Source organism: Oryzisolibacter propanilivorax (assembly GCF_900103645.1).
Classification (GTDB): Bacteria; Pseudomonadota; Gammaproteobacteria; order Burkholderiales; family Burkholderiaceae_C; genus Melaminivora; species Melaminivora propanilivorax.
Window position 1 is genome coordinate 509789 of the sequence record NZ_FNHP01000001.1, and the last position, 13370, is coordinate 523158.

Annotated in this window: 8 protein-coding genes; 3 read left to right on the forward strand and 5 right to left on the reverse strand. The window is 73.0% G+C overall.

Translation table 11 applies throughout. From position 1 onward, the window contains the following. Positions 1 to 66: 66 nt before the first annotated feature. The 4 genes from BLQ61_RS02245 to BLQ61_RS02260 form a co-directional block, all read right to left on the reverse strand. Positions 67 to 3957, reverse strand: a complete 3891-nt coding sequence (locus tag BLQ61_RS02245; protein ID WP_091566183.1) for a sensor domain-containing protein — start codon at positions 3955 to 3957, stop codon at positions 67 to 69. 139 nt (positions 3958 to 4096) lie between these two features. Then, positions 4097 to 5017, reverse strand: coding sequence for a DMT family transporter (locus tag BLQ61_RS02250; RefSeq protein ID WP_091566186.1), 921 nt, complete (start codon positions 5015 to 5017; stop codon positions 4097 to 4099). A 16-nt stretch (positions 5018 to 5033) separates the two neighbouring features. Further along, positions 5034 to 5570 carry a methylated-DNA--[protein]-cysteine S-methyltransferase gene (locus tag BLQ61_RS02255; RefSeq protein ID WP_091566190.1) on the reverse strand — a complete coding sequence of 179 codons (537 nt, stop codon included), beginning with the start codon at positions 5568 to 5570 and terminating at the stop codon, positions 5034 to 5036. 79 nt (positions 5571 to 5649) lie between these two features. Next, on the reverse strand, positions 5650 to 7188 hold the full coding sequence (locus BLQ61_RS02260) for an Ada metal-binding domain-containing protein (RefSeq protein ID WP_091566193.1): 1539 nt from the start codon (positions 7186 to 7188) through the stop codon (positions 5650 to 5652). A 174-nt stretch (positions 7189 to 7362) separates the two neighbouring features. Between BLQ61_RS02260 and BLQ61_RS02265 the strand changes: the two genes are divergently transcribed. The 3 genes from BLQ61_RS02265 (at position 7363) to BLQ61_RS02275 (ending at position 13055) form a co-directional block, all read left to right on the forward strand. Further along, positions 7363 to 8757: a phosphomannomutase/phosphoglucomutase gene (locus BLQ61_RS02265; RefSeq protein ID WP_245703781.1), complete on the forward strand. Its 1395-nt coding sequence runs from the start codon at positions 7363 to 7365 to the stop codon at positions 8755 to 8757. Position 8758: 1 nt separating this feature from the next. Further along, positions 8759 to 10132 (forward strand): 3-deoxy-D-manno-octulosonic acid transferase, encoded by a 1374-nt coding sequence (locus BLQ61_RS02270; RefSeq protein ID WP_175488187.1) that lies wholly within the window; start codon positions 8759 to 8761, stop codon positions 10130 to 10132. 217 nt (positions 10133 to 10349) lie between these two features. Continuing rightward, positions 10350 to 13055, forward strand: a complete 2706-nt coding sequence (locus BLQ61_RS02275) for a bifunctional acetate--CoA ligase family protein/GNAT family N-acetyltransferase (RefSeq protein ID WP_091566199.1) — start codon at positions 10350 to 10352, stop codon at positions 13053 to 13055. A 21-nt stretch (positions 13056 to 13076) separates the two neighbouring features. Here the strand turns inward: BLQ61_RS02275 and BLQ61_RS02280 are convergent, their stop codons facing one another. Beyond that, positions 13077 to 13235 carry a DUF3309 family protein gene (locus BLQ61_RS02280; protein WP_091566201.1) on the reverse strand — a complete coding sequence of 53 codons (159 nt, stop codon included), beginning with the start codon at positions 13233 to 13235 and terminating at the stop codon, positions 13077 to 13079. Positions 13236 to 13370 lie beyond the last annotated feature (135 nt).

Consider the following 13370-nt stretch of genomic DNA (forward strand, 5'->3'; position numbering starts at 1 on the left):
CCTGATTTGATAGCTGCAAGCCATTGATTCACAAGGGCTGGCAGCTTTTTTCATGTCAAAACGGCGTCAGGGCCCTGCAAGGCGCTGGCCGGGCAGGTCATCGTCCGCCGGGACCGCCTGCAGCCATTGCGCCGGCGCCTGCCAGCCGCGCGCCCAGGCGCCGAACTGCCCGGCCGGCATGGGCCGGGCGATGCAGTAGCCCTGCGCCAGCCGGCAGCCCATGCGCAGCAGCATGCTGCCCTGCTCGACGGTCTCCACGCCTTCGGCCACGGTTTCGCAGCCGAACGAGCGCCCCAGGCCGATCACACCGCGCACGATGGCGCGGTCGCCGGCGTCGTGCAGCATGCCGGCGACGAAGCTGCGGTCCAGCTTCAGGTGGTCCATGGGCAGGCGGCGCAGGTAGGACAGCGACGAATAGCCGGTGCCGAAGTCGTCGAACGACACGCCCACGCCGTGCGCGCGCACTTCGGCCAGCTCCCGAGCGGCGTGCGCGATGTCGTACAGCGCCGCGCTCTCGGTCAGCTCCAGGTGCAGCAGCGCCGCCGGCACCTCGGGGTGCAGCGCCATGCGCGACAGCAGCCATTGGGCAAACCCGGGGCGCTGCAGGTGCTCGGGCGTGATGTTGATGCTCACCGGCAACGGCAGCCCGTCGCTTATCAACGCGGCGATGAGCGCCAGCGCCGTGTCCACCACCCATTCGCCAAACAGCGCCTGCAGTTCGGAATGCCCGTCCAGCAAATGCAGGAAGTGCGCCGGCGCCAGCACGCCATTCTGCGGATGCTGCCAGCGCGCCAGGGCCTCGGCCCCCACCACTCGGCCCAGGCGCATGTCCACCTTGGGCTGCAGGTACAGCGCCAGTTCGCCGTCCTGCAGCGCCTGCAGCAGCCGGGCGCCCTGCGCCTGCCGTTCCAGCCGGGCGCGCGCCTGGGCGGCGTCGAAAGCGTGCAGGCGGTTGCGCCCGGCCTGCTTGGCCGCGTACATCGCCTGGTCGGCATGGCGCAGCAGGATGTCGGCATCGGCGTCGGCATCAGCCTCGGTGCCCTCGTCGGGGAACAGGGTGTAGCCGATGCTGGCGGTGACCTGGGCGCTTTCACCCGCCAGCGGGTAGGGCGCGGCGATGCGCTGCATCAGCGCCTGCAACTGGCGCTCGCACTCGTGGGCGCCCTGCAGTCCGGGCAGCAGGATGACGAACTCGTCGCCGCCCAGCCGCGCCACGCTGTCACCCGGGCGCAACGCGGCCTGCAGCCGCTCGGCCACCTGCACCAGCAGGCGGTCGCCCACGGCATGGCCCAGGCGGTCGTTGATCGGCTTGAAGCCGTCCAGGTCCAGGTAGCCCACGCCCAGGCGCTGCCCGCGCGTGCGCGCCGCCAGCATGCCGGCGCGCAGGCGCCGCTCCAGCAGCACGCGGTTGGGCAGGCCGGTCAGCGCGTCGTACAGCGCCATGCGCTCGAGCTGCTGCTCCTGCGTGCGCTGGCTGGTCACGTCGATGGCGGTGCCGACCATGCGCTGCGGCGCGCCGGCGTCGGTCCAGGCCACCACCGTGCCCAGGTAACGTATCCAGCGCGGCGCCGCGCCCGGCGTGGCCGGCTGGCAGGTCACGTCGAAGGGCTGCGCCGGCTCGTCCAGGTGCCGCGCCAGCTCGGCGGCAACGGCACCGGTGTCCTCGCTGGACAGCACCACGGTCCAGGGCTCGGCGCGTGCCACTTGGGCGTCCAGGCCAAGCATGGCGCGCCAGCGCTCGTCGCCGGTGATGGTGCCGGCCTCCAGGTCCCAGTCCCACAGGCCGAGCGACGCCGCGGCGATGGTCAGCGACAGCAAGTCCTCGCGCTCGCGCACGCGCTGCTCCTGCTGCTGGCGCCCGGTGATGTCCATCAGCGTGAACAGCCAGCACTGCTCGCCCAGCAGGTCCACCGGCGTGAGCGACTGCAGCACCGTGCGCCGCTCGCCGCTGGCGATGCTGATCTCCATCTCGTAGGCGCTGCACTCGCCGCGCTCGGCTGCCTGCAGCATGCGCTCGCGCTCCTGGGGCGTGCAAATGCCCAGGGTGATGGACGACTGGCCGACCGAGCGCTCGGGCGAAAAGCCGGTGAGCTGCTCCCACGCTGGGTTCACGTCCAGGTAGACGCCGTCGCTCCGCCGGCTGAACCCCATCGGCGTGGGCAGCATCTGGAACAGCCGCGCCAGCCGCTCTTCGGACGCGCGCATGCCCTCGGTGGCGCGGCGCATGGCGTCGATGTCTTGGATCACGCCGCGCAGGCGCACCACGCGCCCGGCCTCCAGCACCGGCTCGCCATGCGCGCGCACCCACAGCCGGCGCCCGTCGGCGCGCACGATCTGCAGCTCCAGCCGCCACGGCAGGCGCTGGTGCACGCACTGCAGCAGCAGCGCGCGCACGCGCTCGCGCCATTCGGGCGCGACGAAGCGCTCCACGTAGTCGCGCGGCACCGGCTGGCCCGGCGGCACGCCATGCAGGTCATAGCAGACATCGGACCAGTGCGCGCCGGCGCCGCCGGGCGAGTCCTCCCACACGCCCATGCGCGTCATGCGCCCGGCCTGGCGCAGCAGGCTGTTGCTGGCCAGCAGCTGCTCGCGCACCAGCTGCTCCTGCGTGCGGTCGTGGAACACGAACACCATGCATTCGCCGTCGTCCAGGCGCACGCGGCGCACCGACAGCAGGCCCGGCACGGTGCCGCCGCTGCGGCCCAGCGTCACCGGCATGCTGCGCACTTCGCCCTGCTCGGCCAGCGCCTGGCGCAGGCGCAGGCGTTCTTCCTCTTGCGCCCACAGCCCCAGTTCGCTGGCAGTGTGCCCGACGATCTGCGTGCGCGGCAGGCCCAGCAGGCGCTCGAAGGCGGGGTTCACGTCCAGGATGCAGGCGTCCGGCAGCCGCACCATGCCGGCGGCATCGGGCAGGGTTTGGTAGATGGTGCCGTACTGCGCCTCGGCGCTGCGCAGCGAATCATGCAGCTCGCGCTGCTCGGTCACATCCAGGTCCATGCCCGACAGGCGCAGCACGCGCCCGTCGGGGGCACGCTCGACGGCGTGGCCGCGCGAGACCAGCCAGCGCCAGCGGCCCTGGTCGTCGCGCATGCGGTATTCGGCGCTGACCTGCGGCTCCTGCCCGTCCAGCACCCGGCGCAGGTACGGCGCCAGCCGGCGCAGGTCCTCGGGGTGGTGGCGCTCGTGGCTCCAGCGCCGGCAGGCGCGGCTGCGCAGGGCCAGCTGCGCCAGGGTGCCGGCGTCCTCCGGGCTGTCGGGCAGACCGAAGCGGCGGTACAACCGCCCGCCGTAGGACAGGCGCTGGGCGGGCACGTCCCACTCCCAGCGTCCGCCGCCTGGAGCGCGCAGGGCGCTGACCAGTTCTTCCTCGCGCCGGCCCAGCGCGGACAGCGACAGCGCCTGGCCGCGCAGCAGACGCGCGCCGCCGCACAGGACTATCACGCCCAGGGCGTAGCGCCAGGGTTCGTCGCGCGCCAGCGCATCGAGCAGCGTGCCGGACGCAGGGGTGCTGACCGCCAGCCACGCCGCCAACATCAGCGGCAGGGTCAGGGCCAGGCCCAGCACGCCACCCCAGGACACGGCCCAGCCGCGTCCGCGTGCCAGCCGCCATGCCAGGCCCGACGCCCAGCTGCCCAGCGCGAGCAGCGCGGCGCCGGTCCAGTCGGCCGTGGGCAGCCACCACTGGCCGGCCAGCGCCAGCACCGCTGCCAGCAGACCCGGCAGGGCGCCGGTCATGTAGGCGGCGCTGGCCACCAACGACGGGTGCAGCGGCGAGATGGCTCCCTCCATTCCCGTGTCCACGAGACTGGCAATGACCAGCGACGCCAGGCCGCACAGCATGCCCAGCGCCAGCCGCGCGCGCAGGCCGGGGTGCAGCAGCAAGCCCCGCGGCACGATCGCCAGCAGCGCGATCAGCAGCAAATGGACCACGCCCGAGAAGGCGAAAAGACCGCTCATGGAGGAAAAAGGTGGGTTGCAGAAAGCCGCGCCCGCGCCGCCGCGCGCAGGCGGAGCGAGGCCCGGTCCCGGAAGACAGCGGCATGTATCAGATTGTAGCGAGGGCGCCCGGGTGCCGGCCAGCCCAGGGGTCGGTGGTTCAGGGCCGGCGCCGCAGTACCAGCCCGGTGGACAGCATAGTGCCGCAGACGATCACCAGGCCGCAGCCCACCATCCACGGCGTGATGGGCTCGCCCAGAAAGATCCGGCCGTAGGCCAGCGCGAACACCGGCGCCAGGAAGGTGACGGCCAGCGCCCGGCTGGGCCCGGCGCGCACGATCAGGCGGAAGTACAGCAGGTACGCCAGGCCGGTGCACAGCAGGGCGATGGCTGCCACCGCCGCCCACGCGCCCAGGCTGGGCGTCCGGGCCGGCCAGGCCCAGGCGGTGGGCAGCGCCAGGGCCAGCGCCGCGCCCACCAGGCTGCCGGTGGCGCACGCCAGCGGTGGCACGCCCTGCAAGTAGCGCTGCACGAAGCTGGCGCCCACCGCATAGCAGGTGGAGGCCAGCAGGCAGGCCACCACCGCCAGGGTGGCGGGCCCCTGTGCCGCCACGCCGCCGGCCGGCGCGCGCCAGGCCAGCAGCGCCACGCCGACGAAGCCCAGCCCCAGGCCCAGCCAGCGCGAGCGCGTGATGCGCTCGCCCAGCCACAGCAGCGCCACCAGCGCGCCGAACAGCGGTACCGCTGCGTTCAGGATCGAGCCCAGTCCGGTGGGAATGTGCAGCACCGCCCAGGCGAACAGCGAGAACGGCAGCGCCGAGTTGACCACCCCGGCCAGCAGCGCCGGGCGCCAGTGGCGGCGCAGCGCCGGCCCCTCGCCCCGGATCACCAGCAGCGGCAGCAGCAACAACGCGGCCAGTGCCACGCGCAGCCCGGCGGTGGGCAGGGGGCCGAACTCCACCGCGCCCAGGCGCATGAACAGGAACGACGCGCCCCACAGCCCGGACAGCAAAACGAATTCCGCCACCCAGGCGGGCAGGCGAGTGGACGTGGGGGCTTCAAGACGGGCAGCAGGCGGCATGCGGCAGGGCGGGTGGTCAGGAGATGGCGGGCGGTGCAGGCGCGAGCGCTCCTTCCAGCCGCAGCAGCGCGCGCTTGCGCTGCAGCCCGCCAGCGTAGCCGGTCAGCGCGCCGCGCGCACCCAGCACCCGGTGGCAGGGCACGACGACGCTCAGCGGGTTGCGCCCGATGGCGCTGGCCACCGCGCGCACGGCGGTCGGCCGGCCGAGCTGGCGCGCCAGTGCGCCGTAGCTGCTGGTGTCGCCGCGCGCGATGCCCAGCAGGGCGTGCCAGACCGACTGCTGGAAGGCTGTGCCCGTGCCCAGGTCCAGCGGCAGGTCGAAGTGCCCACGGCGCCCGTCCAGGTAATCATTCAGCTGCGCCGCGGCGGCGCGCAGCACCGGGTGGTGCGCGTCCACCGGCCAGGCGTCGGGGCCGGACAGCCGCGCGGGCAGGTGGCGCTGGCCTTCGAACCACAGTCCGGCCAAGCCGTGGGCGCTGGCAGCCAGATGCACGGGCCCCAGCGGCGTGGCGACGCGGTTTTGCACGCGCGGCAAAAGGTCGTTGGCGTTCATCTCTGCTCCCGTGCGGTTCCAGCCCGCGGTTGTGAATAAAAAGTGCCTTTGGCCCATGAGGAAAAAGGGCCTTCAGCTATCAATCAGATAGCGGATATGCCCATCCTGCCCAGGCGCGCAACATGCCATAGCCGCGCCACGGGCGCCAGGCCTCGCAAGCGGCGGCCGTGGCGCGGACTGGCTGCGCCGCGCCGCGCAGGCCCAAAGCAGCCTGCAGCGCCACATCGCCGGCGGGCAGGGCATCCGGCCAGCGCAGCGCGCGCAGCGCGATGTACTGCGCAGTCCAGTCGCCGATGCCCGGCAGAGCGCGCAACGCCTGCAGCGTTGCGGCCAGGTCGGCGCAGGCGTCCAGCACCAGCCGGCCCTCGGCCACCGCCTGTGCCAGCGCGGTGATCGCCGCCTGGCGCTGGCGCACGATGCCCAGATCCGCCCAGTCCGCCGCCGTGGCGCCGGCCAGCGCCTCAGGTGCGGGAAACAGCCGGCTCAGCTGCGGCCAGGGCGTGGCCAGCGGCGTGCCGAAGCGCGCCAGCAGCCGCCGCGCCAGGGTGCGCGCCGCCGCCAGCGTGACCTGCTGGCCCAGCACCGCGCGCACTGCCAACTCGAAGCCGTCCAGCGTGCCTGGCACGCGCAGTCCGGCGCCGCCGCGAAAGTGCGGCGCCAGCACGGCGTCGATGGCCGCCGGATCGGCGTCCAGGTCCAGCCAGGCGCGCACGCGCCCGATGAGCTGCGGCAGCACGGGTAGCAGCCCGTCGCTGGCCTGCAGCAGCACGCGCGAGCGCGGCAGATCGAAGCGCAGCTCCAGCCAGCCGGCGCCGCCGCGTCCGCCGTCCATCAATCGCAGGGTGCGGCGCAGCAGCGGGCCGGTGGGTGCGGCGTCGGTCCACTCCATGCCGTCCAGCTGCCGCTGGGCGAAGAACTGCGCCAGCGCCTGTGCGTCGTAGGGCGGGCGCAGGCCCAGCGGCACCGGGCGGCTGGCGTGGCTGGCGGCGCCGGCGGGCAGCGCCCGGCGCAGCTGCCCCGGCGGCATGCGGTAGTGCGCGGCGAAAGCGGCGTTGAAGCGGCGCACGCTGCCGAAGCCGCTGGCCAGCGCCACCTCGGTGACCGGCAGGGCGGTGTCGGCCAGCAGCTGCTTGGCCGCCAGCAGGCGCCGGGTGGTCAGCCAGCGCTGCGGCGACACGCCCAGGCGCGCCTGGAAGATGCGCCGCAGGTGCCGGTCGCTGACGCCCAGCCGTGCGGCCAGTTGCGCCACCAGCGCACCGCCGTCGTGCTGCCAGGTGCCGGGCGCGTCCAACAGGCGCAGTGCCTGCTGCAGCAGGATGTCGGTGGCGTCCTGCGTGGACCACGCCAGCGCCTGCGGTGCCAGCTCGGGGCGGCAGCGCAGGCAGGGGCGAAAGCCGGCTGCCTCGGCCTGCGCCGCCAGCGTGAAGAAGCGGCAGTGCTCGCGCCGCGGCGTGCGCACCGCGCACACCGGGCGGCAGTAGATGCCGGTGGAGGTCACGCCGGTGAAGAAGCGCCCGTCGAAGCGCGCGTCGCGCGTCTGCAGCGCGCGCCACAGCGCGTCGTCCCCGGCGCCGGGGGTGGCGGGGGCAGCGTGGCGCGGGGCGGTCGGGCGGGGCATGGCGCCATGATAGGAAGCGCCAGGGGCGCCGCGCTGGCCGTTTTCGGACCTGCGAACGCGGCACGTTTCGGTGCCCTGTGGCGTGGGGGGGCTCCTACAATGCCCGGCTTTGCCGGCGCTCTGGCAACCCCAGCGCGCCGCGCCCGCAGACCCCAGGACCAGGAGCCCCCGCCCGTGCAACAGCCCCCATCGCCCGCCATCTTCAAGGCCTACGACATTCGCGGCATCGTGCCGGCCACGCTGAACGAGGACGTGGCGCGCGCCCTGGGCCGGGCCTTCGGCATGGCGGCCAGACGCCAGGGTGAGGCCGCCGTGGCCGTGGGCCGCGACGGCCGCGTGTCCGGCCCGGCGCTGGCGGCGGCGCTGATCGAGGGCCTGGTCGAGGTCGGGCTGCGCGTCATCGACGTGGGCGCCGTGACCACACCCATGCTGTACTTCGCCGCCAGCACGCTGTGCACGTCCGGCATCCAGGTCACCGGCAGCCACAACCCCAAGGACTACAACGGCTTCAAAATGGTGCTGGCCGGCCGCGCCATCTTCGGCGAGGAGATCCAGGCGCTGCGCCGCGCCATCGAGGCGCAGGACTGGCAGGCCGCGCCGGGCGGCGACGTACGCCAAGCCGACGTGCTGCCCGACTACACCGCGCGCATCACCGGCGACGTGCGGCTGGCGCGCCCGATGAAGATCGTCGTGGACAGCGGCAACGGCATCGCCGGTGCCTCGGCGCCGGGCATCTTCCGCGCCCTGGGCTGTGAGGTGGTCGAGCTGTTTTCCGAGGTGGACGGCAGCTTTCCGAACCACCACCCCGACCCGAGCAAGCCGGAGAACCTGCGCGACCTGATTGCGGCGCTGCAGGGCAGCGGCGCCGAGCTCGGCCTGGCCTTCGACGGCGACGGCGACCGGCTGGGCATCGTCACGCGCAGCGGCGAGAACATCTTCCCCGACCGGCAGATGATGCTGTTCGCGCGCGACGTGCTCGCGCGCGTGCCGGGCGCGCCCATCGTCTTCGACGTGAAGTGCACCCAGCGCCTGGCGCCGGCCATCGCCGAGGCGGGCGGCGAGCCGGTGATGTTCAAGACCGGGCACTCGCTGATCAAGGCGCACATGAAGCAGCTGAACTCGCCCCTGGGCGGCGAGATGAGCGGGCACATCTTCTTCAAGGAACGCTGGTACGGCTTCGACGACGGCACCTACGCCGGCTGCCGGCTGCTGGAAATCCTGAGCCGCCACGCCGACGCCAGCGCGGTGCTGGAGCAGCTGCCCACCAGCCACAGCACGCCCGAGCTGAACGTCGCCTGCAAGGAAGGCGAGCCGCACGCCCTGAGCGCCGAGCTGCAGGCGCTGGCCGCCGATGCCTTCGCCGCGCCGGCGCGCGTCAGCACCATTGACGGCCTGCGCGTGGACTGGCCGGACGGCTTCGGCCTGATCCGGGCCAGCAACACCACGCCGGTGCTGGTGCTGCGCTTCGAGGGCCAGACGCCCGAGGCGCTGGCGCGCATCGAAGGCGAGATGCGCGCGCTGCTGGCGCGCGTCAAGCCGGACGCCCGGATCGGCGGGGCGGCCCACTGACATGGCGCGCGCGGCGCTGCAGGCGCTGGCGCTGCGCCTGTACGGCCTGCTGACCCGGCTGGCGACACCACTGCTGCGCGCTAAATTGCGCCGGCGCGCACGCGCCGAGGCGGGCTATGGCGAACATGTCGAGGAACGCTTCGGGCGCTATGCCGCGCCGGCACCAGCCGCTGCATCCGGCCCGCTGGTCTGGCTGCATGCCGTCTCGCTGGGCGAGACGCGGGCCGCCGCGCTGCTGCTGCCCGAGCTGCGCGCCGCGCTGCCCGGCATGCAGCTGCTGCTGACGCACGGCACGGCCACCGGGCGCGCGGCCGGCGCCGCGCTGCTGCAGCCGGGCGACCGGCAGGCCTGGCTGCCCTGGGACACGGCCGGCGCCACGCGGCGCTTCCTGGCGCACTTCCGGCCCAATGTTGGCGTGCTGATGGAGACGGAAGTCTGGCCTGAGCTGGCCGCCGCCTGCCGCGCACGCGGCGTGCCGCTGGTGCTGGCCAACGCCCGTCTGAACGCGAAGTCGCACGCCGGTGCCCGGCGGCTGGCGTGGCTGGCCCGGCCGGCCTATGCCGGCCTGGCGGCGGTCTGGGCGCAGACCGAGGCCGATGCCGCACGCCTGCGCGATCTGGGCGCGCCGGTGGCCGGGGCGCTGGGCAACCTGAAGTTCGACGTGCAGCCGGACGCCGCGCAGCAGCAGCGCGGGCGCGCCTGGCGCGCCGCGGCCGGCCGGCCGGTGCTGCTGCTGGCCAGCGCGCGCGAGGGCGAGGAGGCGATGTGGCTGGAGGTTTTAACGTCAAAACTGCCTTCAGCCCATATGAAACATGGGCTTTCAGCTATTGAAGAGATAGCAAACCAGCCGGTGCAGTGGCTGGTGGTGCCACGCCATCCGCAGCGTTTCGACGAGGTCGAGCGCCTGTGCACGGCGGCCGGCCTGAGCGTGGCGCGGCGTAGCCAGTGGGGCGCGTCGGGGGCGCCGCCCGCGGCTGACGTCTGGCTGGGCGACAGCCTGGGCGAGATGCAGGCGTACTGCAGCGCGGCGCACGTGGCGCTGCTGGGCGGCAGCTTCGCGCCGCTGGGTGGGCAGAACCTGATCGAGATCGCCGCCTGCGGCTGCCCGGCGGTCATGGGGCCGCACACCTTCAATTTCACCGAGGCGGCGGAGCTGGCGCTGGCCGCGGGCGCTGCCCTGCGCGTGGCGGACATGGCCGCCGGCGTGCAGGCAGCGCTGGCGCTGGCGCAGGACACGCCGCGCCTGCAGGCCATGGCGGGCCGGGCCGTGCAGTTCACCGCCGCGCACCGCGGCGCGGCGCGCGCCACGGCGCAGGCCCTGGCCACGCTGCTGTCTGGTGGCCCTGGCAGGGCACCGGCCCAGTCGCCCGACTGACGCCGATGGGCTGGCGCGCGCCCGGCTTGCGCCACAATGACCGCGTTCCGCCGGCGCCGGCGCCAGCGCTGCGCACCTTTTTCAGGGATGCGCGCCACCGCCCGACCCGAGGCCCAGTGCCATCGCCGGGGACTGCCGTGCTGGCCGCGAGGCCAGGTTCCTCGCCCAGCTGTTCGTGCCCGCACCCGGGCTTGCACCGACCCGTCTGCCCACCGCCATGATGGACAAGCATTACCTCACTCCGCTGTTCGCCCCCGGCTCGATCATCGTGCTGGCCGGCGACAGCGAGGCGCCCGACACCTTGACGCCCCAGGGCCGCATCCTGCTGGAGGCGCTGCGCGCGCAGCGCTACAGCGGCACGCTCACGTTCATCAGCGTGCACACCAGCGGCACCCTGGCCGACCTGGCGCAGACCCGTGCCGACCTGGCCGTGCTGGCCCTGCCGCCCGACGAGCTGGCGGCTGGCCTGGAACTGGCCGGGCGTGTGAACTGCCGCTGCGCGCTGATCGTCTCCAGCGGTGTCGGCCAGGAGCTGGCCGAACAGCTGCACAAGACCGCCCGGCGCGAGGGCATGCTGCTGCTGGGGCCGAACTCGCTGGGCATTCAGCGCCCGGCGCTGCAGCTCAACGCCAGCGCCGCCGGGCCGCTGGCGGCCGAAGGGTCGCTGGCGCTGATCTGCCAGTCGGGCGCGCTCACCGCCTCGATCCTGGACTGGGCACGCAACAACGCCGTGGGCTTTTCCAGCGTCATCTCGCTGGGGCCGCACACCGACCTGGGACTGAGCGAGGCGCTGGACTTCCTGGCCAATGACGCGCGCACGCAAAGCATCGTGGTCTACATGGAGGGCATCCAGAACGCCCGGCGCTTCCTCAGCGCGCTGCGCTCGGCCGCCTATGCCAAGCCGGTGGTGGTGCTGAAAGCCGGGCGCAAGCCCGCCGGCACCGAGGCGGCGCAGACGCACAGCGCCGCCATCGTCGGCAGCGACGACGTGTTCGACGCCGCGCTGCGCCGCGCTGGCGCGGTGCGCGTGCGCTCGTTCGTCGAGCTGTTTTCCGCCGCCAAGTGCCTGGCCTCGCGCTACCGCCCGGTGGGCCGGCGCCTGGGCCTGATCACCAACGGCGGCGGCCCCGGCGTGCTGGCCGCGGACTGGGCCTGCGAGATCGAGCTGCAGCTGGGCCGGCTGTCGGCCGAGACAGTGCAAAAACTCCAGCCCCAGTTGCCGCCGCTAGCCTCGCTGTCGGACCTGATCGACCTGTCGGAAGAAGCCGGCGCCGAACACTACCGCGCGGCGCTGGACGCGGCCATGCGCGACCGCGCGGTGGATGGCGTGCTGGCCATCTTCTCGCCCAAGGAGGGCATCGACGGCACGGCCGTGGCGCGCGCGCTGGCCGAGGTCAAGCGCCTGGCGCCCAAGCCGCTGCTGGCCTGCTGGATGGGCGACGCCAGCGTTGTGCCGGCGCGCCAGCTGCTGCGCGAGGCGCAGATTCCCAATTTCCGCACCCCCGAGGCGGCGGTGGGCGCATTCGGCAACATCGCCAGCTTCTACCAGAACCAGCAGCTGCTGCAGCAGACGCCGCCGCCGCTGTCGGCCCTGGTCAAGCCCGACATCGAGGGCGCACGCCTGGTCATTGAGACCGTGCTGGCCGAGCGCCGGCACATCCTGACCGAGATGGAATCCAAGACGCTGCTGGCGGCGTTCCATGTGCCGGTCACGCGCACGGTGCTGGCGCGCAGCCCGCACGAGGCGATGATGATCGCCACCCAGCTGGGCTTTCCGGTGGCGCTGAAAATCGACTCGCCCGATGTCGCGCACAAGTCCGACGTGGGCGGGGTGGTGCTGAACGTGCACAGCGGCGCCGCAGCGCGCGATGCCTATACCGACATGGTGCAGCGCGTGGCGCGCCTGCAGCCGGGCGCGCGGGTGAACGGCGTGACGGTGCAGAACATGGCGCGCGCCCGGCGCGGGCGCGAGATCAACATCGGCGTGGTCACCGACGACCCGTTCGGCCCGGTCATCACCTTCGGCGCCGGTGGCACCATGATCGAGCTGATCCGCGACCGCGCGATGGAGCTGCCGCCGCTGAACCAGTTCCTGGCGCGCCGGCTGATCGACCGCTCGCGCGTGGCCGAGACACTGGGTGAGTGGCGCGGCGCCGCGGCGGTCGACCGCGAGGCGCTGGAGCAGACGCTGCTGCGCGTGTCCGAGATGGTCTGCGCGCTGCCGCAGTTGCGCCAGATGGACATCAACCCGCTGATCGTGGATGAGCTGGGCGCAGTGGCGGTGGATGCGCGCATCGTCGTCGGCCAAAGCGAGCACGCCAGCACGCGTGGCGACAGCGGTGCACACGGCCAGTACGGGCATCTGTCCATCCTGCCGTATCCGGCGCGCTATGAGCAGATGTGGCCGATGCGCGGCGGTGGCGAATACCTGGTGCGCCCGATCCGCCCGGACGATGCACAAATGCTGCAGCGCCTGGTGCGCGATCTGTCACCGGAAAGCCGCTATTTCCGTTTCGTCTCGCAGATTGCAGAGCTGCCGGCCTCGATGCTGGCGCGCTTCACGCTGATCGACTACGACCGCGAGATGGCGCTGGCGGCGGTGCACCGCGAACGCCTGGTCGATGAGAACGGCGATGTGAGCTACACGCAGCGCATCGTCGGCGTCTCGCGCTACGTCACCAATCCGGACCAGACCAGCTGCGAGTTTGCGCTGCTGGTGGCCGACGACTTCGCCGGCCAGGGTTTGGGCTCGCGACTGATGCTGAGCATCATGGAGATGGCGCGCGACCGGGGCCTGGCGGAAATCCAGGGCCTGGTGCTGGCGCACAACCCCAACATGCTCAAGCTGATGCGCCGCCTGGGGTTCGAGGTGCATCCGTTCCCGGATGACCCCGAATTCCGGCTGGTGGTGCACCGGCTGTGAGCCGAGCCGTGCGCCGGGCGGTCAGATCCGCCCCATGAGCATCAGCACGATCAGGATCACCAGCACCAGGCCGATGCCGCCGCCGGGCCCATAGCCCCAGGAGCGGCTGTACCCCCAGGTCGGCAGCACGCCGATCAGGATCAGGATCAGGACGATGAGCAGGATGAGCGAGAGCGACATGGCGGGTTTCCTTTCGTTGTTCTGCCGTGGGCGGAATGCCCGGCCACACCTCTCATGGCCACTGGCAGGGGTGGTCCGATTGTTGTGAGGGGGCCGGCGCACAGCAGGTAGGCATGTGGCGCTTCGGTGGGTAGG